This window comes from Microbulbifer sediminum, from assembly GCF_021729035.1.
Taxonomy (GTDB): Bacteria; Pseudomonadota; Gammaproteobacteria; order Pseudomonadales; family Cellvibrionaceae; genus Microbulbifer; species Microbulbifer sediminum.
Map to the genome: position 1 here is coordinate 126,443 of NZ_JAJSAP010000002.1, position 25,243 is coordinate 151,685.

Consider the following 25,243-nt stretch of genomic DNA (forward strand, 5'->3'; position numbering starts at 1 on the left):
ACTTCAGGCCGAGCCTGGAAGGGCGCTGGACCTGATTGCAGAAATACCGCTACAAAACATTCGATGGGCCCCGCAGCGGACCCCAAATTATTGATCACACTATGAATACCGAATTCCGCAAAAAACTCCCCGGCACAGACCTCGACTTTTTCGATACCCGCGAGGCCGTCGAAAAAATCCAGCCGGGTGCCTATGAAAAACTGCCGTACACCTCCCGTATCCTGGCCGAAAACCTGGTGCGCCGCTGCGAGCCAGAAATGCTCACCGACGCCCTCAAGCAGCTGATCGAGCGCAAGCGCGACCTGGACTTCCCCTGGTTCCCCGCGCGTGTCGTCTGCCACGATATCCTCGGCCAGACCGCACTGGTGGACCTGGCCGGCCTGCGCGACGCCATTGCCGAGAAGGGCGGGGACCCCGCCAAGGTCAACCCGGTGGTGCCCACCCAGCTGATCGTGGACCACTCCCTGGCGGTGGAGCATGCGGGCTTCGAGAAGGACGCATTCGAGAAAAACCGCGCGGTGGAAGAGCGCCGCAACGAGGACCGCTTCCACTTTATCAACTGGACCAAGACCGCGTTCGAGAACGTGGACGTGATCCCGCCGGGCAACGGCATCATGCACCAGATCAACCTGGAGAAGATGTCGCCGGTGGTACAGGTACGCGAAGGGGTAGCCTTCCCGGATACCTGTGTCGGTACCGACAGCCACACCCCGATGGTGGATGCCCTGGGTGTTATCTCCGTGGGTGTCGGCGGCCTGGAAGCCGAGAGCGTGATGCTCGGCCGCGCCTCCTATATGCGCCTGCCCGATATCGTCGGCGTGGAGCTGACCGGCAAGCTGCAGCCGGGTATTACCGGCACCGACATGGTACTGGCCCTGACCGAATTCCTGCGCCGCGAGCGCGTGGTGGGTGCCTACCTGGAATTCTTCGGCGAGGGCGCCTCCAGCCTGAGCCTGGGCGACCGCGCCACCATCGCCAACATGACCCCGGAATACGGTGCCACCGCCGGCATGTTCGCCATCGACGAGCAGACCATCGACTACCTGAAGCTCACCGGCCGCGACGACGAGCAGGTAGCTTTGGTAGAGAAGTTCGCCAAGGAAACCGGCCTCTGGGCAGACAGCCTCAAGACCGCCGAATACGAGCGCGTACTCAAGTTCGACCTCTCCTCCGTTGGCCGCAACCTGGCCGGCCCCTCCAACCCGCACGCACTGCTGCCGGTGTCCGAACTGGGCAACCGCGGTATTGCCCAGGGGGATTGGAAAGAGGAATGGAAGGAAGAAGAGGGCCTGATGCCCGACGGCGCGGTGATCATCGCCGCCATCACCAGCTGTACCAACACCAGCAACCCGCGCAACATGATTGCCGCGGGGCTGATCGCGCGCAATGCCAACAAACTCGGCCTGACCCGCAAGCCCTGGGTAAAAACCTCCCTGGCACCGGGTTCCAAGACCGTAAAGATGTATCTGGAAGAAGCCGACCTGCTGCCCGAACTGCAGCAACAGGGCTTCGACGTGGTGGCCTTTGCCTGCACCACCTGTAACGGCATGAGCGGCGCGCTGGATCCGAAGATCCAGAAAGAAGTCATCGACCGCGACCTGTACGCCACTGCCGTACTGTCCGGCAACCGCAACTTCGACGGCCGTATCCACCCCTACGCCAAGCAGGCCTTCCTGGCCTCGCCGCCGTTGGTCGTAGCCTACGCCATCGCCGGCACCATCCGCTTCGATATCGAGAAGGACGTACTGGGCCACGACAAGGACGGCAACCCGGTAACCCTGAAGGACATCTGGCCGAGTGACGAAGAGATCGACGCGATCGTCAAAGAGAGCGTCAAGCCGGAGCAGTTCCGCGAGGTCTACATCCCGATGTTCGACCTGAACAAGGCCGAGGCGGAGAAGGGCCAGCCGCTGTACGACTGGCGCCCCCAGAGCACCTATATCCGCCGCCCGCCGTACTGGGAAGGTGCACTGGCTGGTGAGCGTGGACTGAAAGGCATGCGCCCGCTGGCGGTACTGGGTGACAACATCACCACCGACCACCTGTCGCCATCCAACGCCATCCTGGCCAGCAGCGCCGCCGGTGAATACCTGGCGAAGATGGGCCTGCCGGAGGAGGACTTCAACTCCTACGCCACTCATCGCGGCGACCACCTCACCGCCCAGCGCGCCACCTTCGCCAACCCGAAGCTGTTGAACGAAATGGTGCGCGACGAAAACGGTGAAGTGAAGCAGGGCTCCCTGGCCCGCATCGAGCCGGAAGGGCAGGTGACCCGCATGTGGGAAGCCATCGAGACCTATATGGACCGCAAGCAGCCGCTGATCATCATCGCCGGCGCCGACTACGGCCAGGGCTCCTCCCGCGACTGGGCCGCCAAGGGCGTGGCACTGGCCGGTGTGGAAGCCATCGTGGCGGAAGGCTTCGAGCGCATCCACCGCACCAACCTGATCGGCATGGGCGTACTGCCGCTGGAGTTCCAGCCCGGCACCACCCGCGAGACCCTGGGCATCGACGGTACCGAGACCTTCGATGTGATCGGCGAGCACAAGCCCCGGGCGACCCTGGCGCTGCTGATCCACCGCAAGAGCGGTGAAACCCTAGAGGTCCCGGTAACCTGCCGCCTGGACACCCAGGAAGAGGTTTCCATCTACGGCGCCGGCGGTGTCCTGCAGCGCTTCGCCAAAGACTTCCTGGAAGCCGAAGCCCAGGCCTGATGCGAAGCCCCCTGTAGGAGCCTGCTTGCAGGCGAACAAACCACCTACAGAGCACCCGTAGGAGCTTGCCCTGCAAGCGAACAGCCACGAAGCACCGAACTGTTCGCCTGCAGGGCAGGCTCCTACAACCACAAATGACACACTGTCGCGAGACTCATAAATGACCTTCGCACCCCAAATCAAAATCCCCGCCACCTACATGCGTGGCGGCACCAGCAAGGGCGTCTTCTTCCGCCTGCAGGACCTCCCTGAATCCGCCCAGGTGCCGGGACAAGCCCGCGACAACCTGCTGCTGCGCGTAATCGGCAGCCCCGATCCCTACGGCAAGCAGACCGACGGCATGGGCGGTGCCACCTCCAGCACCAGCAAGACCGTGATCCTGTCGAAGAGCGAACAGCCGGATCACGATGTGGACTACCTGTTCGGCCAGGTGGCCATCGACAAGCCCTTCGTCGACTGGTCCGGCAACTGCGGCAACCTGACCGCCGCCGTGGGTGCCTTCGCCATCAACAGCGGCTTCGTCGATGCCGACCGCATCCCGGACAACGGCACCTGCACCGTGCGTATCTGGCAGGCCAATATCAAGAAAACCATCATCGCCCGGGTCCCCATCACCAACGGGGAAGTACAGGAGACCGGCGATTTCGAGCTGGACGGCGTCACCTTCCCCGCGGCCGAAATCCAGATCGAGTTTATGGACCCGGCGGACGGCCCCGGAGAAGATGGTAAAGGGGCGGCCATGTTCCCCACCGGCAACCTGGTGGACGACCTGGAAGTGCCGGGTGTGGGCACGCTGAAAGCCACCATGATCAATGCCGGCATCCCCACCATTTTCGTTAACGCCGACGAGATTGGGTACGTGGGTACCGAGTTGCAGGAAGCCACCAATGGTGACAACAAGGCGCTGGCCATGTTCGAGACCATCCGTGCCCACGGCGCGGTCAAGATGGGCCTGATCAGCAACGTGGAAGAGGCGGCCAGCCGCCAGCATACCCCCAAGGTCGCCTTCGTGGCGCCACCGAAGGACTATGTAGCCTCCAGCGGCAAGAAGGTCGCAGCGGCCGATATCGACCTGCTGGTACGCGCCCTGTCCATGGGCAAGCTGCACCACGCCATGATGGGCACCGCCGCGGTGGCCATCGGCACAGCGGCTGCCATTCCCGGTACCCTGGTGAATCTGGCCGCTGGGGGCGGGGAGCGCAACGCCGTTACCTTCGGCCATCCGTCTGGGACCCTGCGGGTTGGGGCCGAAGCGGAGGTGCTGAACGGGCAGTGGACTGCTACCAAGGCCATTATGAGCCGGAGTGCGCGGGTTTTGATGGAGGGGTGGGTGAGGATACCCGGCGATTCCTTCTAGTACGCCTTGCAGTAGGGGCTGCGAATAGCGGTTAGTACCGTTTAAACGGAGTTCGGAAGTCGAAAAAGCGAGCCTCAGTTGAGGCTCGCTTTTTTGTGTTCACAAGGTTTGTTCAAAATCCATACAGGGCAAGTGGTGGATCGCTAGATCAGCAGCTCTCGTCACTGATTCGATTGGGGTGAGGCTAAGTCATTGACATAAAAGGCAATTGAAATAATATCGGGTACAGGCCTGTCTCGCGTTAGAAAAAATACTGTGTAGCCTAGTGTTGTAGAAATATTTTTTAAGAACAGATAACCTGCTGATTTTAAAGCTTTTCCGTTCGATGCGTTTTGGAGCGATTAGGGTTACAGAGATCCGAGCTACATAAAAGCGTCTTTTGAATATATTATTAGGCAAAAAGAATGAGTAGTCTCAGTCTGATAGAAAAGCAGAAGTTAGAGCGTGAACTAGGAATGCCGAGCGGGTACGTGCTTGGTTTTTCAAACCGTACCTTCGATGAGTTTTTCAGAGAAATTGTCGGTGTTTCGATTTATGACTCCTGCTATGACCAAGCGTCGGGCTCAAAAGCTCACAGAACTCGTTCATTTTGGCGGATAGCTACGGATGAGCAAGTGTTGCTGTTTTTGAATGGTCTGCTTGAAGGCTGGGAAATCTATTCAGATGGACCTATTCCAGATTCTGCGGAAAAGCTTCTAAAGCAAATCATTCGAAGGCTGGGAGGAAACAGTGAACCTCCAGCTCAACCAAAGGATGAGGATGAGCGAGTTCAAATTGACGAAACTCTAAGCCAGCGCATCTTCTCTCAACTTATTGAATTAGCAGATCTAGCGCCACAGAGCCGAGGATTCGCCTTTGAGCGTTTCCTAAAAGACCTCTTTGATGCCTACGGACTTTCTGCACGCTCTTCCTTTCGTCTCCTTGGCGAGCAGATAGATGGCAGCTTCGTATTAAATAAAGAAACGTACCTATTGGAAGCAAAATGGCAAAACGCACCGACAGGAGTAGCAGACCTACACACGTTTGAGGGCAAGTTAAGTCAGAAAGCGTCATGGTCTAGAGGCTTATTCTTGAGTAACAGTGGTTTTTCCGTCGACGGACTTCAGGCCTTCGGTAAGGGGAAGCGCATCGTATGCATGGACGGTTTTGACTTGTCTGAGATCCTCAAGCGAAGACTGTCCGTGGTAGATGTTCTAGAAGCAAAAGTTCGGCGAGCAGCGGAAACAGGGAGACCCTTTATCCCTGTCCGTGAGCTGTTTATATAAACGTGAGTAAGCTTAATAATTATTGCGCAGTTCGTTCCGGGCCTGACGGTCATTTCTTCGCTTAGGTGCAAAAAGATGGCGCCTGAGAAAAGTATTGGTCTTTGCTGTAGGTCAAGGAGGAAGAGCATCGTGAAAAGAGTTGATTTCATAATGGACAGCATAGACGTTTAAGAGCCGATATCTAAAATATTGCATGTTTTTGATGGGCGGGATGGGGTTTGGGTGGAGACAATTAAAGATAACTTGAGTTCAGAGTAAATTTTTCTCGCTATATGGAACAGTTGATTTGGGGTGGGAAAATTTAACTCTGACCCCAATTATCTGAAGGAATTAAAGTGGCAGGTTTCCATGATTGAAGACTGGCTGGAAATCGAGGAGGCGGAAAACGGCGGACGGAAGCTCCTTTACGTGCTTGCTGAGAAAGAGGGGGGTAGGGCTGTCGTACAAGCTGATCTTATCGAGCGTGTGCGCGCCCACTACGACAATCCGCGGCGCATTGCCGACGATATCGCCGAGCTGGGATTTCCGCGTGCTGCAGCGATCCTTCGGGAACGGCTGCCCACCAATGCTAAAACGCGGTCCGGAGAAGTGGGCGAAATTCTGGCGACCGAATTCATGGAACACCAGACAGGCTTCCAAATGCCTGTCCGCCGACTGCGCTACAAGGATGGGCGCGAAATGGCGCTGCGTGGCGATGACTTCCTCGGCATAGAAGAATTAGAGGGACGCCTCTCCTACTTGAAGGGTGAGGCTAAAAGCGGTCAGGCAATGGGCGCGTCAGTGATCACTACCGCTCGAACCCGGCTGAATGACGATGAAGGGCGTCCAACCCCGATCTCGCTCCTGTTCGTCTCCGATAGGTTACTTGAAGGGGGGGAGGAAGACGTGGCACTTGGTCGTCAGATTCGAAATGCGCTTGGCAGGGGCGCCATACGAGCCGGCGATGTTACGCACGGATTGTTCACGCTAACAGGCAATGACCGGGTCGCCGATCTCGAAACCGACCTCGACGGTGCTGACGATGCCCACGGTCATGTTTCCGTCAACCTGAGGATCAACGATCACCCGGCCTTTATCGCCTGGGTTTACGAAGAGGCCGAGAACCTTGGAGACGATTGAGGAGCTGCAAGAATTCATCGGGGCGATAGGGCAGCCCAACATCCGGGGGCGACTCCTTGCGCGAGGAGAGGCTCGCGCAATCATTCGTCGGAATGGACAGCTTCCCCAGGGTGCTCCGGCCTTTGCGGCGAGCCTCGATGCCGACCTTTCCGAATACGGCTTCTCGCTGCTCCGGGCGTCGCTTTCGCTGCGGGAGAGGCAGGAAGGTAACGCCCTAGCCTGGCGCGAAGGATTCTTGACAGCAGGCAACTCCTTCGAGGCGCTTGTCCGGAACGGCTCGCCCACAATGCCAGAGCGTGGTTTTTTACGTGTGATGGGAGCCGCTTCCTATCATCTTGCTGGATACGCCGCGATGTCGTTCTCGCTTATGGCGCAGGCCGAAGAAGAAGCGAATCTTGCACCTGCGGAGCGCGCGATTATGCGCCTGCTGCTCAGCGATCTCGGTACACTTCGTGAAGAAGCCGAAGCGTGGCTTCGCGATCCCGCTCACAGAGACGGCGCACTTCAAGCCGCGTTGCAAGACGGTCAAGGCGAAACGGATGATGTCTTTTCCATTATACTGACGACAGCAGTCTATCGGGCTTTCGCCTTCTTCGAGTTTGCTCTGCTAACGGGGCATGCAACTATGCACGAAGAGGCGCAGAACATGCTCCACCGCGCACTTAGCGTAGCCGATCACGTCGGTGCCGTGACGCTTTGGTGGATCATCCGCGTCGCCCTGAATTTGATCGATGATTTATGGGCTAACAGTCTCCATCAGGTGCTCCCGAAAGTCGGGCCTGATGATGCGGGCGGCTATCCCGAGCTTCGCGATATGTTTCTCGCCTCGCTTTACGCAAGGAATACAGCGGAAGTGGAGCTCTGGCCATCACAGATCGGGGCAGCCCGTCGGGCAACCGATTTGACCGATGATCTCGTGGTCGCTCTTCCGACGAGCGCCGGAAAGACCCGCATCGCGGAAATTTGTTCCCTAATGTCATTGAGTGCGGAGAAACGGGTACTGCTTGTGACCCCATTGCGAGCGCTATCCGCCCAGACCGAGCGCTCATTTCGTAAGACCTTCGGCCCGCTCGGCTTCTCGGTCTCTTCACTCTACGGCGCGAGCGGAGCATTGCCGGGCGACCAAGACGCGCTTAGGTCGCGGGAGATTGTAATCGCGACGCCCGAAAAGCTAGATTTTGCTCTCAGAAGCGATCCGCAGTTGATCGATGATGTCGGGCTGATCGTGCTTGACGAAGGCCATCTCATTGGTCCAAGCGAACGTGAGCTTCGCTATGAAATACTGGTGCAAAGACTTCTTCGCCGACAGGACGCTGACGAAAGGCGTATCGTCTGTCTCTCGGCAATACTTCCGGATGGCGAACAGCTCGACGATTTGACGGCGTGGGTGCGAAGCGACGCAGAGGGTGAGGCGGTGAAGTCAGGATGGCGTCCGACACGCCAACGCTTCGGAATATTGGCATGGGGCGGACAAGGTGCTCGTCTGACCTTCGACCTTGATGACGACGGCCCCTTTATTCAGGACTTCGTTGCCCAGCAACCGGCCATCGCACCGAGGCGAGCTCCTTTCCCTAAAGACAATCCCGAGCTAACGATCGCTGCTGCGTGGCAGTTCGCCGGGGAAGGAAAGCGAGCGCTCGTGTTTTGCACACAGCGCGATCACGTGGAGAGCTATGCCAAACGTATTGTCGATCTCGCACAACGCGGGTTCATTGTCTCGCTTCTTGGCCACGCAGATGCTATTGAAAGGGCGGCATCCGTGGGAGCCGAATGGCTTGGGGCAGACCATCCTGCTGTCCAATGCCTTGCGTTGGGCGTTGCTATTCATCACGCGCGGCTGCCAAACCCGTTTCTTCGCGAGGTCGAGCGACTGCTAAACGAAGGGGTTCTGACCGTTACGGTTGCCTCGCCCACCCTTGCGCAGGGACTAAATCTCAACGCTGCAGTCTTGTTGGTGCCTACGCTCTATCGTGCAGGTATGCCGCTGACCGGCGAGGAGTTTGCGAATGTTGCGGGCAGGGCTGGACGTGCATTTGTCGATCTCGAAGGACTTGTTATTCACGTCATGTTTGAGCCGGCTCGCTGGCGCAGACAGGCATGGCGCGATCTAGTCAATTCCTCTCGGGCGCGGACGCTCGAAAGCGGGCTTATTCAGATAGCCAGCGAGATACTGCACCGTTTAGCGCGAAGCGGAACACTGAATCGAGAAGACGCCTTTGAGTATCTCGCGAATAACCGCGATGGCTGGGATATTGATGTCGATGAAGAGGGCGATGAACCGTTCGAGTTTTTGCTAGAGAAGCTAGACCACACGATATTCGGGCTGGTCGAGGCCCTGGATGCAGATGACGCGGATTTGCCTCGCCTGATTGATGAGGCCTTGAATGGTTCCCTATGGGCACGTCAGCTCGCGCGTCACGCGGGTGATTTGCGCGAACGCCAGCTTGCCCTCTTTCGCGCGCGGTCAGAACTGATTTGGTCACAGACAACGGTCGACCAGCGGCGAGGCCATTTCGCAATGGGAGTGGGGTTGGAAGCCGGTCTCACGCTCGATGCCATGGCCGACGAACTGGCTGCACTGCTCGATCAGGCTGACGAGGCGGCGATACCGGGCGATACCGACGCACTTATTGCAGCGCTCGTTGCACTTGCAGAGCGGTTGCTTGCTATTCGCCCTTTCGCTCCCGACGATACTTTGCCGGGCGACTGGCGTGAAATTCTTTCTGCGTGGCTCACTGGAACACCGGTTCGCGCCATCGGGCCGGACAATATGCGCTTCATCGAGGACGTGTTCACCTATCGCTTCGTCTGGGCTCTGGAAGCCATGCGCACCCGGCGCGTTGCGCTCGGCTGGCAACCAGAAACACTCGCAGGTACTGCTGCTGCCTGTCTTGAAACTGGTTTGCCACGGTACGTGATGGCGCTGCTTGTGCGGATGGGCCTTCCTTCGAGGGCGGCGGCGATGGCTGCCATAAATGACCAGAACCCTGTGGTTATGGACATTGACGATTTAATTGCCTGGCTCGAAAGCAACCAGATCGGTGCCCTCACAGATACGGGCAATTGGCCGACGCCGGAGGCCGCGTCAGTATGGGCAGAGTTTCGCTTTGAATTGCTTAATCGTACCAGCCATCAATGGACGTCGCAGGTATGGAGACGGAATGTTGATTCAAATACTCTCGAAATCGATCCGGTTCCAGGCTCGGAATACAGAGTCGAGATCGACGACGATGGTTCTACCTGGGCCCTTACGCCGGATTTCGAAAGGGTTGTCATGCTCCGGCGCAACATGATTGACCACGCTCCAAGTGTACTTACGGCCCGTTTCGAGGAAGGTAGCAGTCAGGCCATCATACGGCGATTGGGTCGTTCACGTGCAACTTGGTCCGAGGGATAGCATGCCGAAGAAAAGGCTCAGGGCATTCTTCCAGTCCCAGGAGTGCCGGCCTGTCGTGAGCCGAGCCCGGCGGTAGAGATGTTGGATATTGCGGTCGGATATTGGGGGCAGAGTAAGGCATTGGCACTCTATGCTACTGTGGATTCCGCCGTCAAAACTTTACTCTGACCCCAATATTTTTAGGTAATACTTCTGGTGTGGTTTATGGCGACATTGGGGTCCGGAGAAATTATGTACGTCCGAAAAGATGAAGGATTAAAGCTAATTCATGAGTTCAAAGGCGAATTCCTTGGGGAGTTTGAAGGCAGTGCTGAAACCCTCTTCAAAATAGTGAATCAAGACGATTGGTCTTTTGTTATCAAGATTCATGCTTTTATTGAGGCATTGGTTACTGATCTGATAATTAGCCAGGTTTCGGATGAGCGGCTTCGGTCTACAATAGAAAGACTGCCTCTGTCTGACGAGCAAGCGGGAAAGCTTAAAATTGCTAAAGACATGGATTTGCTTTCCGCTTCAGACCGTAAATTTATTAAAATTCTATCTAGGTTGAGAAATGATCTTGCTCATAAGATTGAAAATGTTGAGTTTTCATTTGAAGCTTATATTTTTGAAATGGATAATAACCAAAAGAAGTCATGGTCAAGTACTATTAGTTGGTATGCCAAGGAAGATACAAGAGAGTACTACTCTCAGCTGGCGCTAAAAAATCCAAAATTCGTAATATTGCTCGGCGTTATATTGATGTCTGGTTTGTCGAGGCTTGAAGCTAAGAAGTCGACCTTTCTTAAAAAACTTAACTTGATGGCAGCCAAGACAACTAGTGAATTGATGCTCGACAAGGCTTGAAGGTTTTAAAAGTGTTTTTTCGGCTAAAGGGTGCGTTTTCCGCGGGGCTAAATATTGGGGTCAGAGTAAAGTATTGGCACTCTATGCAATTGTGGACTACGCCTTCAAAACTTTACTCTGACCTCAATATTTTGTGAAAAAGAGCGTATAAAAATCGAGCTTTCTGGAAGGTAGCTGATTTTATGTGGTTGTGTTCATTTCTCGGTATTGGCTTTTCTCTGTTCTTTTGCGAGTAGACTACGAGTAGACTAAATGGGGTCAGATCAACATTATGACACCCATTAGCGCCCACTGAGTTTTCCATTCATTAGTCTATGGCCATAGCAAAAAGGGAAGGGGAAGCTAGATGGCCAGATTGCCGCGCCTCGGACCTGCAGAGATTCCGCAGCATGTTATACAGCGGGGTAACAACCGGCAGGTTTGCTTCTGTTCAGAACAGGACATGCTCGCCTACGCCGGTTGGCTAAAACAGTATGCGAAGGAATTCGATATTCAGGTACATGCCTGGGTGTTGATGACCAATCACGTCCACCTGCTGGTAACCCCGCAGTCTGATCAGGGTGTTAGCAGGTTGATGCAGGCCCTTGGGCGTATCTATCTGCGTTACTTCAACCGGGAGTATCGGCGTTCGGGAACCCTGTGGGAGGGGCGCTACAAATCCTGCCTGGTTCAGTCTGGGGATTATCTTCTGCAGTGCTATCGGTATATAGAGCTAAATCCGGTGCGCGCGGGCATGGTGTCAGATCCGGGGGAGTATTTCTGGTCCAGCTATGGCTGCAATGGGCTGGGCAGGTCATCCAGCCTGCTTATACCTCATATGCAGTATCTGGCGCTCGATCGCTACCCGAAGCAGCGCCAGGAGTGCTACCGGGCCCTGTTCCGCCATGCGCTGGATGCGCCCGCTCTCCACAAGATCCGGGGTGCCTTGAGCAGGGGCTTGGCGCTGGGTAATGACCGGTTCAAGGCGCAGATCGAGGGACAGTTTGCCCGGCGGGTGACGCAAGCTCCGCTGGGTCGGCCGCGCATCGCTTTGCCGTGAATGTTGGTGTTCCTGGCACAATGTTGACCTAACCCCGTTATTCATTTGTTCAAAGTAGATTCAGCGGCGATTCAGTTGTGCCGGGTTAAAAAGCAGGTGTGAATCCAAGGAATACGCACCATGCGCCAGCTCCCATACCGATTACTCGCCGCTCTCACCATCACTTTGACGCTTGGTGGCTGTGTCACCTACCCAGCGACGCCGGTGTACGTCGAGAAAACCTATGTCCGGAAGCCTGCCCCGGTTTACTCCTATTCAGTGATGACCGATCCCGGTTATCGCTACTACGACGATACGCTCGGCGTCTACGTATTCTACGACCGCAGCGACGTTTTCTATCGACAGGGGCGTTACTATCGTTGGCATCAGGACCACTGGATTAGTGCCAGTCACTGGCGTGGCCCTTGGTATCCGGCCCCGAATCTGACTATCTCGGGAAACTTCAATGATCGCTGGCATTCGCGCTTGCGCCGCCATGGCCATCGCTATGCTGGAGGACACGACTACAGACCGCCGCGCCGGCACGTTCATGACGACGGTTATGACCGGCGGGACTGGCATGACAGCAACGGACATCGACATGATCGCCGGGAGAAGGGTCAGGATCAACGCGAGAAGGGCCGGGATCGTCGTGAGAAGGGCCGGGATCATCGTGAGAAGGGCTGGGATCGTCGTGAGAAGGGCTGGGATCGTCGTGAGAAGGGCCAGAATCGTCGTGAGGAGCGCCAGCATCGTGGCCGAGGCGGTGAACATGGGTTTGCTGGCACAGCCGAGCCAAAGCGGCGGGCGTCTCCGGTGGATAACCGGAGCTGGGATCGCGGTAATGAACGCCGGAAGCCACGTCGGAATCCAGGTCGGGACGAGCGGGCAGTTAAACTCGCGGACAAGCCCACCGGCATTCGCGGCCCACGAGTTGTTCCTGCGTTAGAGCATCCGACAACCGATCGTCGCACGGTGCGCGATAGGCCCAAGCCAAAGACCCAGCGCGGGCAGCCCCAGCGCCAGCGCAATGCGCCAAATGATCGGCGCCATACTGCGGCAAAGCCAGCTCCGCGCCAGGAGCGCGAGCAACCCAAGAACGAGCAACCAAAGAAGAAGAAACGGGAAAAGGAAAAGAAGTCCAAAAAGAAAACGGATAGGCGCGATCAGAAACGCCGGGTGCGTGAGCCTTAACCGCCGCTCCAAAGAAGCACGCCGTCGGATCGATTGAGCTGTCTGAAAATGGGGGTAGATCAATGTTATGGCGTTAATTGGAGTGGGGGCGCTTTTCCCTCTCCCCCCTGGCTTGGGTGGGCACCAGACCCTGCTCGTCCAGTTCTGGTGATTGCTGACGCCTGTGCATTTATCCAGTAGAATGGCGCCCATCACCAACCCAAGCCTTAACCCGGAACAGCCTCTTGCCCCAGGGATTTCTCCTCACCCGCCACAGCTTTGACCAGCGCGGCAGTACCTGCATCCACTACTGGCTGGCCACGGCCGAGGGCCCGGTCAAGCTGGTCATTGAAGGAGAGCGCCCGGTCTTTATGGTGAAGGTGGCGGACCGGGCCCAGGTGACCGAGGCCCTGGCCGGCGTGCCGTACGACTGGCAGCAGCTGGGCTTCCAGACCTTTGGCCGCGAGGAAGCGGCCATGCTGTATTTCCCCACCATCGACGCCCACCGCCGGGCCCAGACGCTGTTGCAGAATCGCGGCATTGAGGTGTTTGAAGCGGACTTTCGTCTCCACGACCGTTACCTGATGGAGCGCTTTGCCCGGGGTGGCCTCTACTTTGAAGGTGTGGCCCGGGCAAGGGACGGCTATACGGAATATCGCCTGGTGCGCCTCAAGGGCGCCGAGATGCAGCCGGATTTCAGGGTGGTTTCCCTGGACGTGGAGTGCTCCGGCCAGGGTGAGCTGTATTCCATCGGCCTCTACGGGCATGGCGTGGAAGAGGTGCTGATGGTGGGCAAACCGGAGGCCGCCGACATCACCATCCACTGGGTGGAGGACGAACGGGCCCTGCTCCAGGCCCTGGAGGCCAGGATCCAAAGCCTGGATCCGGACATCATTATCGGCTGGGCCGTGGTGGACTTTGATTTTCGGCTGCTGCTGAAACGGGCCGAGCGCCATGGCCTGCGCCTGAAGCTGGGGCGCGGTGGCACCGATGCCCGCTGGCGGGATGGCCGGGAAGGCGGCCAGGGCTTTGTGACGTTGCCGGGCCGGGTGGTACTGGACGGCATCGACGGACTGAAGAGCGCCACCTACAACTTCGAAAGCTTCAGCCTGGAGTTCGTGGCCCAGACCCTGCTGGGCAGGGGCAAGGACACCGAAGACGTGGACAACCGCCTGGCGGTGATTGAACACGACTTCCGCCATAACAAGCCCAAGCTTGCCGCCTACAACCTGGAAGACTGCCGCCTGGTCTGGGATATTTTCCAGCACACCCGGTTGCTGGATTACCTGCGCCTGCGGGCCCAGCTCACTGGCCTGGAACTCGACCGCAGCGGCGGCTCCGTGGCGGCCTTTACCAACCTCTACCTGCCCAGGCTACACCGCAGCCGCTATGTGGCGCCCAACCTGCCGGCCGACGGCGGCCTGGCCAGCCCGGGCGGCTATGTGATGGACTCCCGGCCGGGCCTTTACGACAACGTGCTGGTGCTGGATTTCAAGAGCCTGTATCCCAGCATTATCCGCACCTTCAAGATCGATCCGATGGGCTTGATTGAGGGACTGGCTGAGGCGGCGGGCGAGGGCGCAGAAGAGGAATCGGAAGAGGGCACGGCGGAGGACCGGGCGGATGAAAACAGCATCCCCGGTTTCCGCGGTGCGCGCTTTTCCCGTGACAAGCACTTCCTGCCGGACATCATTACCAATCTCTGGGCCCAGCGGGACATCGCCAAGCAGGAGCAGGATGCCGCCCGCTCCCAGGCTATCAAGATCATCATGAACTCCTTCTACGGGGTACTCGGAAGCGGGGGCTGCCGTTTTTACGACACGCGCCTGGCCAGCTCCATCACCCTGCGCGGTCACGAGATCATGCAGCAGACGGCCCGCTGGATCGAGGAGCTGGGCCACCAGGTTATCTACGGCGACACCGATTCCACCTTTGTCTGGCTGAGCGGCCGACCCACCCCCGAGGAGGCGGATGTGATCGGCAAGCGCCTGGCCAGCGAGATCAACACGCGCTGGCGGCACAAGCTCAAGAAAGAGCTGGCGTTGGAGTGCGAACTGGAGCTGGAATTCGAAACCCACTACCAGCGCTTTTTGATGCCCACCATTCGCGGCTCGGAGGCCGGCTCCAAGAAGCGCTATGCGGGCCTGGTGATGAACGGGGACGAGGAAAAACTGGTATTCAAGGGCCTGGAAACCGTGCGCAGCGACTGGACGCCCCTGGCCAAGCAGTTCCAGACCCAACTGTATGCGATGGTGTTTCACGGTGAGGATCCGTCCGGCTATATCCGCGAGACGGTGGAGAAAACCCGGGCCGGGGACATGGACGAGCAGCTGGTGTACCGCAAGCGGCTCAGGCGCAAGCTGGAGCAATACGTAAAAAACGTGCCACCCCATGTGCGCGCAGCGCGAATGGCCGATGAACACCGCCGCCAGCAGGGGCTGCCACCCCGCTACCAGAAAAAGGGCTGGATCCGTTACGTGATCACGCTCAATGGCCCGGAGCCGGTGGATTACCGCCAGTCACCGATGGATTACCAGCACTATATCGACCGGCAGCTCAAGCCGGTGGCCGATGCCATATTGCCCTTCGTAGAACTGGATTTTGACAGCCTGGTGGATGGCCAGCTGGGCCTGTTTGGCGTGACCGATTGAGCATCAGAATGTAGGGGTCAGGGAAAAATACTGGTGCTCTACGGCTTTTTTATATTGGCATCAGCTAGCGCTGGCCACACCAGCCCCGCCCGTATACTCACCAGCAGGATGACAAGCGACATTTCCAGGGCCAGAAAGATTCCAATGGGGTGGCCCGGTACGCCTCTTACAAGCAGGTAGACCAGATAGGCTGTAGCAACCAGGTTGCCCACCAGGGTGGTGGTAAGTGCGTAGCCGCGGGCTTGCCAGAGCGGCTTGCTGAGCAGGATGTTCAACACGGCGGCACCGGCGAGCGTCACCCCGGGCAACATTAGCAGCAGGCGACGGGGCAGGGCAGTATCCTCACTTATCAACTGCGCCCACACAGCGGAAAAATGGCCGTAGGCGCCCAGGGTGAGCAGGGCGCCCAGCAGCACCGCACCGACAGCCGCGAGGCTATACAGGGAATTGCGCTGCAGATCTTGTCTTGAATCAGGAACCGACATCGCGCCCTCCGGCGGTGGCCAGGCCGCATTCGTAGGCGAACACCACCGCCTGGGCCCGGTCGCGCAAGCCCAGCTTGGAGAGCACGCTGGATACGTGGGTCTTGACGGTGGCCGGGCCAATAAACAGGGTTTCGGCGATCTCGGCATTGCTCTTGCCATGGGCGATCGCGGCCAATACCTCGCGCTCCCGCGTGGTCAGGCGCTCCAGGCGTTCGGCCAGGTTGCGGCCGGTGCCCATCTTCTGCGCGAACTGGCTGATCAGGCGGCGGGTGATACCGGGGGCGAGCATGGCACCGCCGTCCGCTACCGTGCGCACCGCCTCCACCAGCGATTCCGGCGGAATGTCTTTCAGCACAAACCCACTGGCGCCTGCCTGTAGCGCACGAAACACATACTCATCGGGATCGAAGGTGGTCAGGATGATGACCCGGCAGGGAGTGTCACTGGCTTCGGCTGCCTCCCCGGCTTTTAAGATCTGCGCGGTGGCTTCCAGCCCGTCCATCTTGGGCATGCGGATATCCATCAGGATGATATCCGGTTGATGCTGCCGTGCGGCTTCTATTGCCTCGATGCCGGTGCCGGCCTCGGCCACCACCTCAATATCGGGCTCGTTATCCAGCACCAGGGCAAAGCCGCGCCGCACCAGCGCCTGATCGTCCACCACCATCACTCGTATCATTAATTCCCCCTCTCCATGGTGGGCAGTTGTGCGGTCACTTCAAAGCCACCGCCTTCGGCGGGGCCGGCATTGAGCCAGCCGCCGAGCAGTTCCGCGCGTTCGCGCATGCCGGCAATGCCGTGCCCACCGCCGCCTTGCTCTCCACTTTGCTCCTGAGAGCGCCGCGCGTCTGTCGCACCTGGGCCCTGGCCGTCATCGCGCACACAGATCGCGAGATGGTCCGCTTCGGCGTTCACGTGGACACGGACGCTGGCCCCGGCACCCACGTGTTTGATGACGTTGGTCAGTGATTCCTGCACGATCCGGTAGGCGGCAAGGGCGACCCTGGCAGGCACATCGTCGAGCTCGCCGTGGGTGGCATAGTCCACCCTGGCCACCACCTCCCGGACCTTGTCGATCAGGGCGGGCAGGTCCGCCAGTCCTGGCTGCGGGGCGAGGGCGGCGGCATCACTGGCCGGGCGCAGTACGCCGAGCAGGTGGCGCATCTCCGTCAGGGCCTGGCGACCCGCAGCTTCCACCGAGGCCATGGCCTCACTGGCCGCCTCCGGGTTGTTGCGGCCGATGGTCCGGGCGGCGCCGGCCTGGACCGTCATCAGGCTCACCTGGTGGGCCACCACGTCGTGCATCTCGCGGGCGATCCGGGTGCGCTCGGCCGCGACAGCCCGCTCGGACTCCGCGTTGCGCTCCCGTTCCAGGTACCGGGCTCGCTCTTCCATCAAGCGCAGGTACTCGCCGCGAAAGCGCAACCGGCGGCCGGTATACCACAGTGCCCACGCCAGCATCACCGCCATGGTGCCCCCGGCCGTGGGCCTCACCAGCACCCTCTCGTCGATCAACACAAAAGCCAGCGTCGCCAGCATCGCGATCCAGCTGGCCCGGGTGTTGGCCTCATAGCGCCCAAGGCTGTAGAGAGAAAACGCCAGGGCAACGATGCCCTCGGCCGGCAAACCCAGCTCCAGCACCAGCGTGGCCCCGAGAATAACGGCCTGCACCTGCCAGGGGTGGGTGCGGCGCCACAGCAGGGCGAAACAGCCGATGAAGGCGCACTGGAAAGCGGCGACATCCCAAATGCTTTGCAGGGCCAGCACCTGGTGTGTGTCATCCCGCGACCACATCAGCAGCGTCAGCAAAAAGGCGAACAGGACGATCAGCAGGTCGGTCAGCTGCGGCCAGAGCTCGAATGGCCCGCGGATGGGCTGCCAGACCGGGAGCCTGGGTAACTCTTGCCTCGCTAACTCTTGCCCCATTAACTGGGGGCTGGCCAATTCGGGGCTGGCACCAGCTGAATGCGATGCCTGCGTGGTGGGAGACGGCGATTTCATTTCCGCATGCTAAACCAGGCCCGGCAGGCTGTCATGGGCCTTGTGGGGGAGGGCACAGCAGGGGGACTCCCCCTTTTGGGGGAGGCCAGATTCCTGCCTGTGGCGGATGTGCAGGGGTTATAAAAGGCCGACCATGCCCGGCAGGCACATTCAGCCCAGGCCTGCAGGGACCACACGGGAGAAAAGTATGTCGTGCGTCCCGCTTTATCAATGCATGGAGAACAATGATGAACAACGCTGTACTCAGCCCCACACTGCTGCGCCAATTCGATGCCCGGCGGGCCGTCAATCTATCGGTAAAGACGTGGTTTTGCATAACGGCGATTGGCCACGGGATATTCCTGGCCTACATCCTCGCCGTGTTCTACCCGCCCATTGCCCAGTCCGGGCTGCACGGCCTGCAGGGGCTGCACCTGCCGGCGGGTTTTCGCGAGGGGGATACATTGGGCAACATCGCTGCGGTGGCCCACGTCCTGCTGGCCGCGATAGTGATCGGCGGCGGTCCCCTGCAGCTGGTGCCTGCCGTGCGCCGGCACGCACCCACATTCCATCGTTGGCTGGGGCGCAGCTACCTGCTGGCGGCCGTCATCAGCAGTGTCGGCGGGCTGTACATGACCTGGACACGTCACACCATTGGCGACTTGGTGTCCCAGGTCACTATCTCCATCGACGGCATACTGATCCTGGTATTTGCGTTCTTGGCAGTGCGCAACGCCATGGCCGGCCGCTTTGCCGAGCACCGGCGCTGGGCCCTGCGCCTGTTTATGGCCGCCAGCGCGGTATGGTTCTTTCGTGTGGCCCTGATGGGGTGGGCGATGCTGACCGGTGGGTGGGGAGTCGACTGGGACTCCTTCACCGGCCCCTTCCTGTACGCCCTGGGGTTTGGCCAGTACCTGCTCCCCCTGGCCATGCTGGAATGGTATTTCCATTGCCAGAAGCGCGAAACCGGGCAGGGCACACAGCTTGCCTTTGTCAGTACGCTGGTGCCGCTCACCGCCTTTATGGCCATTGGTATCTTTGCTGCGACCATGGGCATGTGGTTGCCGCGAATGTAGTCCGGTAACCTTGCGCGTCGCCACAGCGCCCGGCTCCAAGATGTGGCTTTGCAGGTGTAGAATCCCCGCCAGTATCAGCCATCAATGGAGCACAAGCGCATGAACACGACGCCCAAAGCCTATCCCATTGGCACCCCCGGCACGCCCTGGGGCGAGGCAGAACGTGCCGAGTGGTTGTCGCGACAGACCCGACAGCGCAGCTATGAATCTGAAGTATTAAGCAAGATCGAGGGCCTGCGCCGGCGTTTCGACGTGGAGGAGTACGGCCTGCTGGAATACGGCGCCGACCGCTATCCGCTGCTGGCGATCCGCAGTCACGACTGGCGTGAGGACCTGCCGGTGGTGCTGGTGACGGGCGGGGTGCACGGTTACGAAACCAGTGGCGTACACGGTGCGCTGCAGTTCGTGGATCAGCATGCCGCGGATTACACAGGCCGCGTCAACCTGCTGGTGGCGCCCTGTGTCAGCCCCTGGGGCTATGAGCGCATCCACCGCTGGAACCCGAACGCCGTCGACCCGAACCGCTCGTTCTGTGATGACAGCCCTGCGGAAGAATCGGCGGCGCTGATGCGGCTGGTGGCGGCGATCCGCGATCGTGCCCTGTTGCATATCGACCTGCACGAGACCACCGATACCGACGAATCCGAGTTCCGCCCCGCGCTGGCCGCCCGCGACGGCAAGCCGTTCACGCCGAACGGGATTCCCGACGGCTTCTACCTGGTCGGCGACAGCGAGAACCCGCAGCTGGAGTTCCAGCAGGCGGTGATCGCGGCGGTAGAGCAGGTCACCCATATCGCCCCGGCGGATGACAATGGTGAGATCATCGCTTCGCCGGTGATTGCGCGGGGGGTGATCCAGTACCCGCTCAAGCAGCTGGGCCTGTGTGCCAGCGTCACCAACGCCCCCTACAAGACCACCACCGAGGTCTACCCCGACAGCCCCCGCGCGACGCCCGAGCAGTGCAATGCCGCGCAGGCGACTGCGGTGTGTGCCGCGATCGACTACGCGCTGGAACATCGGTAAGAAGGTGTGGTGCGCGTTGGCGGCGACGCGCTCTAACGGCGGGTGATACTGGAGGTCACGAAACCGTGACCTCTGCATTCAGCGTTACCGAGGACTTGAGGGAATTTGTCACCAGGCAACTCGCCTCAGACTTTTCCAGCAGCTTGTGCGCCTTGTTCGTATCCGTGCCTTCTGGCACCTGCAACCTGGCGTTCACCTCGAAAGCGGTGAAGCAGGGTGTGCGTTCGACCTTGTCCAGAGTGCCGGTAACGCTGCATTCCAGTGATGTCCACTCAAGCTTTGAAAACTTGGCAATGGCGCGGAACGTCAAAATGAAACAGTCCGCCACGGAAGCTACCAGAAGGTCTTCCGGTGACCAGCGGTCGCCGGGTCCGCCGAACTGGGCCGGTGCCGCAGACGGGAGGGGTTCCAGCCCTTCAGCAGTCAGGGTGATTTCACTTTCACTTGCCGCACTGGCGGCCACTTTGTATTCGTGGGGAAATGCGTCCACGAAACCTCCAATTATCAAGTCATTCATTTATGCCGGGTAGACCCGTCGTCTCTCCGCGGCTATTCAGGGCAGTGCATATCGCGAGGGATATTGGCATCGCGAACACCTGACGCCTCATGGCTATTGTTTAACCAGTGGTTGAAGAGGAGCGCCGCATGAACGTTACCGCCACACAAGACGTCCGCCCTGATTAGGATCAAGTCATCCAGAAATAAACGGGACCAGGCCGCCCGCGACGGCAAGCCGTTCACGCCGAACGGGATTCCCGACGGCTTCTACCTGGTCGGCGACAGCGAGCACCCGCAGCCGGAGTTCCAGCAGGCGGTGATCGCGGCGGTGGAGCAGGTCACCCATATCGCCCGCCCCGGCCAATGGCAGCGGTGAGATCATTGGCTCGCCGGTGGTCGCGCGGGGCGTCATCCAGTACCCGCTCAAGCAGCTGGGCCTGTGTGCCCAGCCTGCGCGCCCTACAAGACCACCACCGAGGTCTACTCCGACAGCCCCTGGGCGACGCCCGGGCAGTACAATACCGCTCAGTCTGTGGCAGTACGCGCGGTGATCGACTAAGCGCTGGTGCACCAGTAACATGGCGGGAATTGGCGGCTGCACGGCCTGGCGCGGCCCGACCCGGCCAGCGGACCGTCTCCGCTGACGATCAGAACAGAACCATGAAAGTACCCAAGAGATTACAACCGCTGGTCGATGACGGCATGATCGAGGAGGTCATTGCCCAGTTGATGAGCGGCAAGGAGGCACAGGTGTATGTGGTGCGCTGTGGCGACGGCTTACGCTGTGCCAAGGTCTTCAAGGAGGCCCGGCAGCGCAGCTTCAAGCAGGCGGTGCAGTACCAGGAAGGCCGCAAGGGGCGCAACAGCCGCCGTGCCCGGGCGATGTCGAAGAAGACCCGCTACGGCCAGAAGGAGCAGGAACAGGCCTGGCTGAGTGCCGAGGTCGATGCCCTGTATCGGCTGGCGTCGGCCGGCGTGCGCGTCCCCCAGCCCTATGGCTTCGTCGATGGCGTGCTGCTGATGGAGCTGGTGGCCGACGACGAGGGCTACGCGGCCCCGCGGCTGGATGACGTCACGCTGACTCCGGAGCAGGCCCGCGATTACCACGGCCAGGTGATTGCCGACGTGGTGCGCATGCTGTGTGCCGGCCTGGTGCATGGCGACCTTTCCGAGTTCAATGTACTGCTGGACCGCGACGGCCCGGTCATCATCGATTTGCCCCAGGCGGTGGATGCCGCCGGCAACAACAACGCCGCCATGATGCTGGAGCGCGATGTCAACAATATGCGCGCCTATTTCGGCCGCTTTGCCCCGGAACTATTGACCACCGATTACGGCAAGGAAATCTGGGCCCTTTATGAGGCGGGTGAACTGCACCCGGACAGCCGCCTTACCGGGTATTTCGAGCATGACACGACCAGCGTCGACGTCGGGGACCTGATGGATGTCATCGATGACGTGCTTGAAGAAGAGGCCGAGCGCCAGGCACCGGCCTGGGAAGGATCGTAGGCCGCTGATGCTGATGATCTTCCTCGCGCAACATTCACAATAAGGCAAAAACTCTATGGCTACCCTGGGCACTCCGTTCTCTTCTACCGCTACCCGCGTCCTGCTCTGCGGCGCCGGGGAATTGGGCAAGGAAGTTGTAATCGAGCTGCAGCGCCTCGGCTGCGAAGTCATTGCGGTGGACCGCTACGCCAACGCCCCGGCGATGCAGGTGGCCGACCGCAGCCATGTGATCAATATGCTCGATGGCGAGGCCCTGCGCGGTGTGATTGAACAGGAGCGGCCCCACCTGGTGGTGCCGGAGATCGAAGCCATCGCCACCGACACCCTGGCCGAGCTGGAAGGGGAGGGGGTCAATATTATCCCCACCGCGCGGGCCACCCAGCTGACCATGAACCGCGAAGGCATCCGCCGGCTGGCGGCGGAAACCCTGGGGCTGCCCACCTCCCGCTATCGCTTTGCTGCCGGTGAGGCGGAATTCAAAGCCGCGATCGACGAGATTGGCATTCCCTGCCTGGTCAAACCGATCATGAGTTCGTCAGGCAAGGGCCAGAGCCTGGTGCGCGATGCCTCGCAGGTTGAAGAAGCCTGGGCCTACGCCCAGGAGGGTGGCCGCGCCGGCAAGGGCAAGGTGATTGTCGAGGGGTTTGTCGACTTCGATTACGAGATCACCCTGCTGACGGTCCGCCACGATGACGGCAGTGGCAACGACAAGGGCAACATCGTCACCAGCTTCTGTGCGCCTATTGGTCACCGCCAGGCGGATGGGGATTACCAGGAGTCGTGGCAGCCGCAGGCGATGTCGGCTGCGGCTTTGAGTCGCGCGCAGGAGATCGCAAAGGCTGTGACCGACAACCTCGGCGGCCGCGGCCTGTTTGGCGTGGAGCTCTTTGTCAAAGGCGATGAGGTGATTTTCAGTGAAGTGTCACCGCGGCCACACGACACCGGCCTGGTGACCCTGATCTCGCAGGATCTCTCCGAGTTTGCCCTGCACGCCCGCGCCATTCTCGGGCTGCCCATTCCCAATATCCACCTGCACCGCGCCTCCGCCTCGTCGGTGCTGTTGGTGGAGGGCAATTCCACCCGGGTCCAGTTCGGCAACCTGGGCGCCGCGCTCTCCCGCCCCGATACCCAGCTGCGCCTGTTCGGTAAGCCTGAAGTCGCTGGCAAGCGCCGCCTGGGTGTCGCCCTGGCGCGGGCCGACGATATCGAAACGGCCCGCGACACCGCCAATGCGGTGATTGCCGATATTGAAGTCAAACTGTAGAGGCAACCAGATTCCCGCCACGCAAAGGCAGGCTTGCCGGCGGTTTCCCGCTTGAAGAAGCACGCGTGACTATACTTTCCCACTGATTTACAAGGTGTGGGCTAGAGGAAGCGGGCGATGAGCGAGGAAGAACAGTCAAAGAGTGTCGGGCTCCATGCGCTGTATGGCGATGATCCCGAGCGGGCGGACGAAGCGGTGTTTGGCCGCAAGCCGAACCCGGACCGGCGAGGCTTTCTGAGGGGCCTGGGGCTCGGGACCATGGCGGCGGCGTTGGGGGTAAGTGCCATTCCCTTTCACCGCAATATGCCGTCGGGCCTGATCCCCGCCGCGCTGGCAGACGATCCCGAACCGTTCACGCTGAAAGGCAAGGATGGCCTGGTGGTGTTGAATGACAGGCCTGTCAACGCCGAAACCCCGGCGCATCTGCTCGACGACGAAGTGACCCCGAAAAACCGGCACTTCATCAGGAACAACGGCACGCCGCCGAGTGACGTGGATGCCGACAGCTGGGAGCTGACCATTGACGGGCTTGTCGACAAGCCGCTGAAACTCTCTATCGCCGACCTGAAGAAAGAGTTCGAAGTGGTCACGCAAAACCTGGCCATTGAATGTGGTGGCAATGGGCGGGCCTTTTTCAAGCCACCGGCCAAGGGGAACCAGTGGACCTATGGCGCCGTCGCCTGTTCGGCCTGGACCGGCGTGCGCCTGGCCGATGTGCTCAAGGCGGCGGGCGTTAAGCCCGGTGCAGTCTATACCGCACATTACGGTGCCGATACCCACTTGTCCGGTGATCCCAGTAAGCTCCCGATCTCCCGTGGCGTGCCAATCAAAAAGGCCATGGGGGAGGAGAACCTGATCGCTTTTGGCATGAACGGCGAGGACATCCACCCGATGAATGGCGCCCCGTTGCGCTTGGTGATACCCGGCTGGCCCGGTTCCTGTTCGCAAAAGTGGCTGACACGCATCCAGGTGCGCGACCAGGTACACGATGGCCCCAAGATGACGGGCACCGCGTATCGCGTACCCAGGTATCCGGTGGCACCGGGCGAAAAAGTCGACGAAAAGGACTTCGTGATCATCGAGCGTATGCCGGTGAAATCCCTGATTACCGCGCCTGAGACAGGCATAAAACTCAACAATCGCGAGCTGGAAGTACGCGGGCACGCCTGGGCTGGCGATCGCGAAGTGTCCGAGGTGCACCTGTCCATCGATTTCGGTGCAACCTGGATGAAGGCAGCCCTTTCCCCTCCCGCCAACAAGGCTGCCTGGCAGCGGTTCCGGGCGAAGGTGAAATTCCCGCAGCAGGGGTATTACGAAGTCTGGGCCAAGGCCGTCGACAGCGATGGCGTCAGCCAGCCCTTCGGCATTACCTGGAATCCCAAAGGCTACCTGAATAACTCCTATCACCGCGTGGCGGTTACGGTGGTTTAACGATGGCCCAGAAAAAACGAATGGACAGGCGTGGCCGCATGGCGCACAGCTGCGCTGGACTGCTCCTGGCGCTCGGGGTGGGGTTCGCGGTGGGGCTGCCCGGCACAACCCTGGCCCAGGACACCGCCCCCGCTGCGCAGGAGTTCGGCGGCCTGCCGCCTGGTGAAGGCCGGGAGGAAGTGTACGGGCTCTGTTCCGCCTGTCATTCGCTGATGATCGTCAAACAGCAGCGGCTCAGCAGGAAAGCCTGGCAGGACACTCTGAAATGGATGACCGAAACCCAGGGCATGCCGCAACTCCCCCCGGAAACGCTCGAGCGGATCACCAATTACCTGGCAGAGCACTACGGTACCGGTGGTGAATGACCGCGCCAGCCTTCTATTCCCGCGTCTCTTTCGCTGTCATCTCTGCCGTCATCCGTTAAAGGAAATGAGGCA

At 59.8% G+C, this 25,243-nt stretch carries 20 protein-coding genes; 15 read left to right on the top strand and 5 right to left on the bottom strand.

Annotated elements, in window-relative coordinates:
* The first annotated feature begins 101 nt into the window (after positions 1-101).
* The 9 genes from acnD to LVD11_RS03365 all read left to right on the top strand — a co-directional run bounded on the left by acnD (position 102) and on the right by LVD11_RS03365 (position 15,540).
* A complete protein-coding gene (acnD, locus tag LVD11_RS03325) occupies positions 102-2,714 on the top strand; it encodes a Fe/S-dependent 2-methylisocitrate dehydratase AcnD (protein ID WP_237056102.1) in 2,613 nt (870 codons plus the stop codon).
* 160 nt (positions 2,715-2,874) lie between these two features.
* Positions 2,875-4,071, top strand: a complete 1,197-nt coding sequence (prpF, locus tag LVD11_RS03330; RefSeq protein ID WP_237056104.1) for a 2-methylaconitate cis-trans isomerase PrpF — start codon at positions 2,875-2,877, stop codon at positions 4,069-4,071.
* 404 nt (positions 4,072-4,475) lie between these two features.
* Complete coding sequence (locus tag LVD11_RS03335; protein WP_237056107.1) at positions 4,476-5,336, top strand: restriction endonuclease; 861 nt, start codon at positions 4,476-4,478, stop codon at positions 5,334-5,336.
* 348 nt (positions 5,337-5,684) lie between these two features.
* Entirely contained in the window at positions 5,685-6,455 is a 771-nt protein-coding gene (locus tag LVD11_RS03340) for a Hachiman antiphage defense system protein HamA (protein WP_237056109.1), read from the top strand.
* Entirely contained in the window at positions 6,442-9,852 is a 3,411-nt protein-coding gene (locus LVD11_RS03345; protein ID WP_237056111.1) for a DEAD/DEAH box helicase, read from the top strand. Before LVD11_RS03340 ends, LVD11_RS03345 begins: the two co-directional genes overlap by 14 nt.
* Before the next feature lie 204 nt (positions 9,853-10,056).
* Positions 10,057-10,698, top strand: coding sequence for a hypothetical protein (locus LVD11_RS03350; RefSeq protein WP_237056113.1), 642 nt, complete (start codon positions 10,057-10,059; stop codon positions 10,696-10,698).
* A 346-nt stretch (positions 10,699-11,044) separates the two neighbouring features.
* Positions 11,045-11,737, top strand: a complete 693-nt coding sequence (locus tag LVD11_RS03355) for a transposase (RefSeq protein ID WP_237056115.1) — start codon at positions 11,045-11,047, stop codon at positions 11,735-11,737.
* A gap of 120 nt (positions 11,738-11,857) precedes the next feature.
* Positions 11,858-12,910, top strand: coding sequence for a hypothetical protein (locus LVD11_RS03360; protein ID WP_237056117.1), 1,053 nt, complete (start codon positions 11,858-11,860; stop codon positions 12,908-12,910).
* Positions 12,911-13,134: 224 nt separating this feature from the next.
* Positions 13,135-15,540 (top strand): DNA polymerase II, encoded by a 2,406-nt coding sequence (locus LVD11_RS03365; protein WP_237056119.1) that lies wholly within the window; start codon positions 13,135-13,137, stop codon positions 15,538-15,540.
* 38 nt (positions 15,541-15,578) lie between these two features.
* On the opposite strand, the gene LVD11_RS03370 is transcribed toward LVD11_RS03365, so the two are convergent.
* Genes LVD11_RS03370 through LVD11_RS03380 form a run of 3 tightly spaced genes read right to left on the bottom strand, consistent with a single transcriptional unit; the run spans position 15,579 to position 17,951 of the window.
* Positions 15,579-16,025: a hypothetical protein gene (locus LVD11_RS03370; protein WP_237056121.1), complete on the bottom strand. Its 447-nt coding sequence runs from the start codon at positions 16,023-16,025 to the stop codon at positions 15,579-15,581.
* Positions 16,012-16,704, bottom strand: a complete 693-nt coding sequence (locus tag LVD11_RS03375) for a response regulator (RefSeq protein ID WP_237056123.1) — start codon at positions 16,702-16,704, stop codon at positions 16,012-16,014. The genes LVD11_RS03370 and LVD11_RS03375 overlap by 14 nt, the downstream gene beginning before the upstream one ends.
* Positions 16,704-17,951, bottom strand: a complete 1,248-nt coding sequence (locus tag LVD11_RS03380) for a sensor histidine kinase (protein WP_237056125.1) — start codon at positions 17,949-17,951, stop codon at positions 16,704-16,706. The genes LVD11_RS03375 and LVD11_RS03380 overlap by 1 nt, the downstream gene beginning before the upstream one ends.
* Before the next feature lie 299 nt (positions 17,952-18,250).
* Between LVD11_RS03380 and LVD11_RS03385 the strand changes: the two genes are divergently transcribed.
* Together LVD11_RS03385 and LVD11_RS03390 are read left to right on the top strand one after the other, a co-directional pair.
* Positions 18,251-19,081, top strand: coding sequence for a DUF2306 domain-containing protein (locus LVD11_RS03385; RefSeq protein WP_237056127.1), 831 nt, complete (start codon positions 18,251-18,253; stop codon positions 19,079-19,081).
* A gap of 99 nt (positions 19,082-19,180) precedes the next feature.
* Positions 19,181-20,104, top strand: a complete 924-nt coding sequence (locus tag LVD11_RS03390; RefSeq protein ID WP_237056135.1) for a M14 family metallopeptidase — start codon at positions 19,181-19,183, stop codon at positions 20,102-20,104.
* A gap of 55 nt (positions 20,105-20,159) precedes the next feature.
* Here the strand turns inward: LVD11_RS03390 and LVD11_RS03395 are convergent, their stop codons facing one another.
* Together LVD11_RS03395 and LVD11_RS03400 are read right to left on the bottom strand one after the other, a co-directional pair.
* A complete protein-coding gene (locus LVD11_RS03395; protein WP_237056137.1) occupies positions 20,160-20,594 on the bottom strand; it encodes an OsmC family protein in 435 nt (144 codons plus the stop codon).
* 201 nt (positions 20,595-20,795) lie between these two features.
* Positions 20,796-21,014, bottom strand: a complete 219-nt coding sequence (locus LVD11_RS03400; protein ID WP_237056140.1) for a hypothetical protein — start codon at positions 21,012-21,014, stop codon at positions 20,796-20,798.
* 248 nt (positions 21,015-21,262) lie between these two features.
* Here LVD11_RS03400 and LVD11_RS03405 point away from each other — a divergent pair, with 248 nt between their 5' ends.
* The 4 genes from LVD11_RS03405 to LVD11_RS03420 all read left to right on the top strand — a co-directional run bounded on the left by LVD11_RS03405 (position 21,263) and on the right by LVD11_RS03420 (position 25,171).
* Positions 21,263-22,111 carry a PA4780 family RIO1-like protein kinase gene (locus LVD11_RS03405; protein WP_237056142.1) on the top strand — a complete coding sequence of 283 codons (849 nt, stop codon included), beginning with the start codon at positions 21,263-21,265 and terminating at the stop codon, positions 22,109-22,111.
* A gap of 55 nt (positions 22,112-22,166) precedes the next feature.
* Entirely contained in the window at positions 22,167-23,375 is a 1,209-nt protein-coding gene (gene purT, locus LVD11_RS03410) for a formate-dependent phosphoribosylglycinamide formyltransferase (protein WP_237056145.1), read from the top strand.
* A 117-nt stretch (positions 23,376-23,492) separates the two neighbouring features.
* On the top strand, positions 23,493-24,806 hold the full coding sequence (locus tag LVD11_RS03415) for a sulfite oxidase (RefSeq protein WP_237056147.1): 1,314 nt from the start codon (positions 23,493-23,495) through the stop codon (positions 24,804-24,806).
* A 2-nt stretch (positions 24,807-24,808) separates the two neighbouring features.
* Positions 24,809-25,171, top strand: a complete 363-nt coding sequence (locus LVD11_RS03420) for a hypothetical protein (protein WP_237056149.1) — start codon at positions 24,809-24,811, stop codon at positions 25,169-25,171.
* The last annotated feature ends 72 nt before the right edge of the window (positions 25,172-25,243 follow it).

What these genes read in the sequence shown, in the direction of transcription:
- acnD (WP_237056102.1), top strand. Translation starts at nt 102, where the DNA reads ATGAATACCGAATTCCGCAAAAAACTCCCCGGCACAGACCTCGACTTT.
- prpF (WP_237056104.1), top strand. Translation starts at nt 2,875, where the DNA reads ATGACCTTCGCACCCCAAATCAAAATCCCCGCCACCTACATGCGTGGC.
- LVD11_RS03335 (WP_237056107.1), top strand. Translation starts at nt 4,476, where the DNA reads ATGAGTAGTCTCAGTCTGATAGAAAAGCAGAAGTTAGAGCGTGAACTA.
- LVD11_RS03340 (WP_237056109.1), top strand. Translation starts at nt 5,685, where the DNA reads ATGATTGAAGACTGGCTGGAAATCGAGGAGGCGGAAAACGGCGGACGG.
- LVD11_RS03350 (WP_237056113.1), top strand. Translation starts at nt 10,057, where the DNA reads ATGGCGACATTGGGGTCCGGAGAAATTATGTACGTCCGAAAAGATGAA.
- LVD11_RS03355 (WP_237056115.1), top strand. Translation starts at nt 11,045, where the DNA reads ATGGCCAGATTGCCGCGCCTCGGACCTGCAGAGATTCCGCAGCATGTT.
- LVD11_RS03360 (WP_237056117.1), top strand. Translation starts at nt 11,858, where the DNA reads ATGCGCCAGCTCCCATACCGATTACTCGCCGCTCTCACCATCACTTTG.
- LVD11_RS03370 (WP_237056121.1), bottom strand. Translation starts at nt 16,025, where the DNA reads ATGTCGGTTCCTGATTCAAGACAAGATCTGCAGCGCAATTCCCTGTAT.
- LVD11_RS03375 (WP_237056123.1), bottom strand. Translation starts at nt 16,704, where the DNA reads ATGATACGAGTGATGGTGGTGGACGATCAGGCGCTGGTGCGGCGCGGC.
- LVD11_RS03380 (WP_237056125.1), bottom strand. Translation starts at nt 17,951, where the DNA reads ATGGGGCAAGAGTTAGCGAGGCAAGAGTTACCCAGGCTCCCGGTCTGG.
- LVD11_RS03385 (WP_237056127.1), top strand. Translation starts at nt 18,251, where the DNA reads ATGATGAACAACGCTGTACTCAGCCCCACACTGCTGCGCCAATTCGAT.
- LVD11_RS03390 (WP_237056135.1), top strand. Translation starts at nt 19,181, where the DNA reads ATGAACACGACGCCCAAAGCCTATCCCATTGGCACCCCCGGCACGCCC.
- LVD11_RS03400 (WP_237056140.1), bottom strand. Translation starts at nt 21,014, where the DNA reads ATGACGCCCCGCGCGACCACCGGCGAGCCAATGATCTCACCGCTGCCA.
- LVD11_RS03405 (WP_237056142.1), top strand. Translation starts at nt 21,263, where the DNA reads ATGAAAGTACCCAAGAGATTACAACCGCTGGTCGATGACGGCATGATC.
- purT (WP_237056145.1), top strand. Translation starts at nt 22,167, where the DNA reads ATGGCTACCCTGGGCACTCCGTTCTCTTCTACCGCTACCCGCGTCCTG.
- LVD11_RS03415 (WP_237056147.1), top strand. Translation starts at nt 23,493, where the DNA reads ATGAGCGAGGAAGAACAGTCAAAGAGTGTCGGGCTCCATGCGCTGTAT.
- LVD11_RS03420 (WP_237056149.1), top strand. Translation starts at nt 24,809, where the DNA reads ATGGCCCAGAAAAAACGAATGGACAGGCGTGGCCGCATGGCGCACAGC.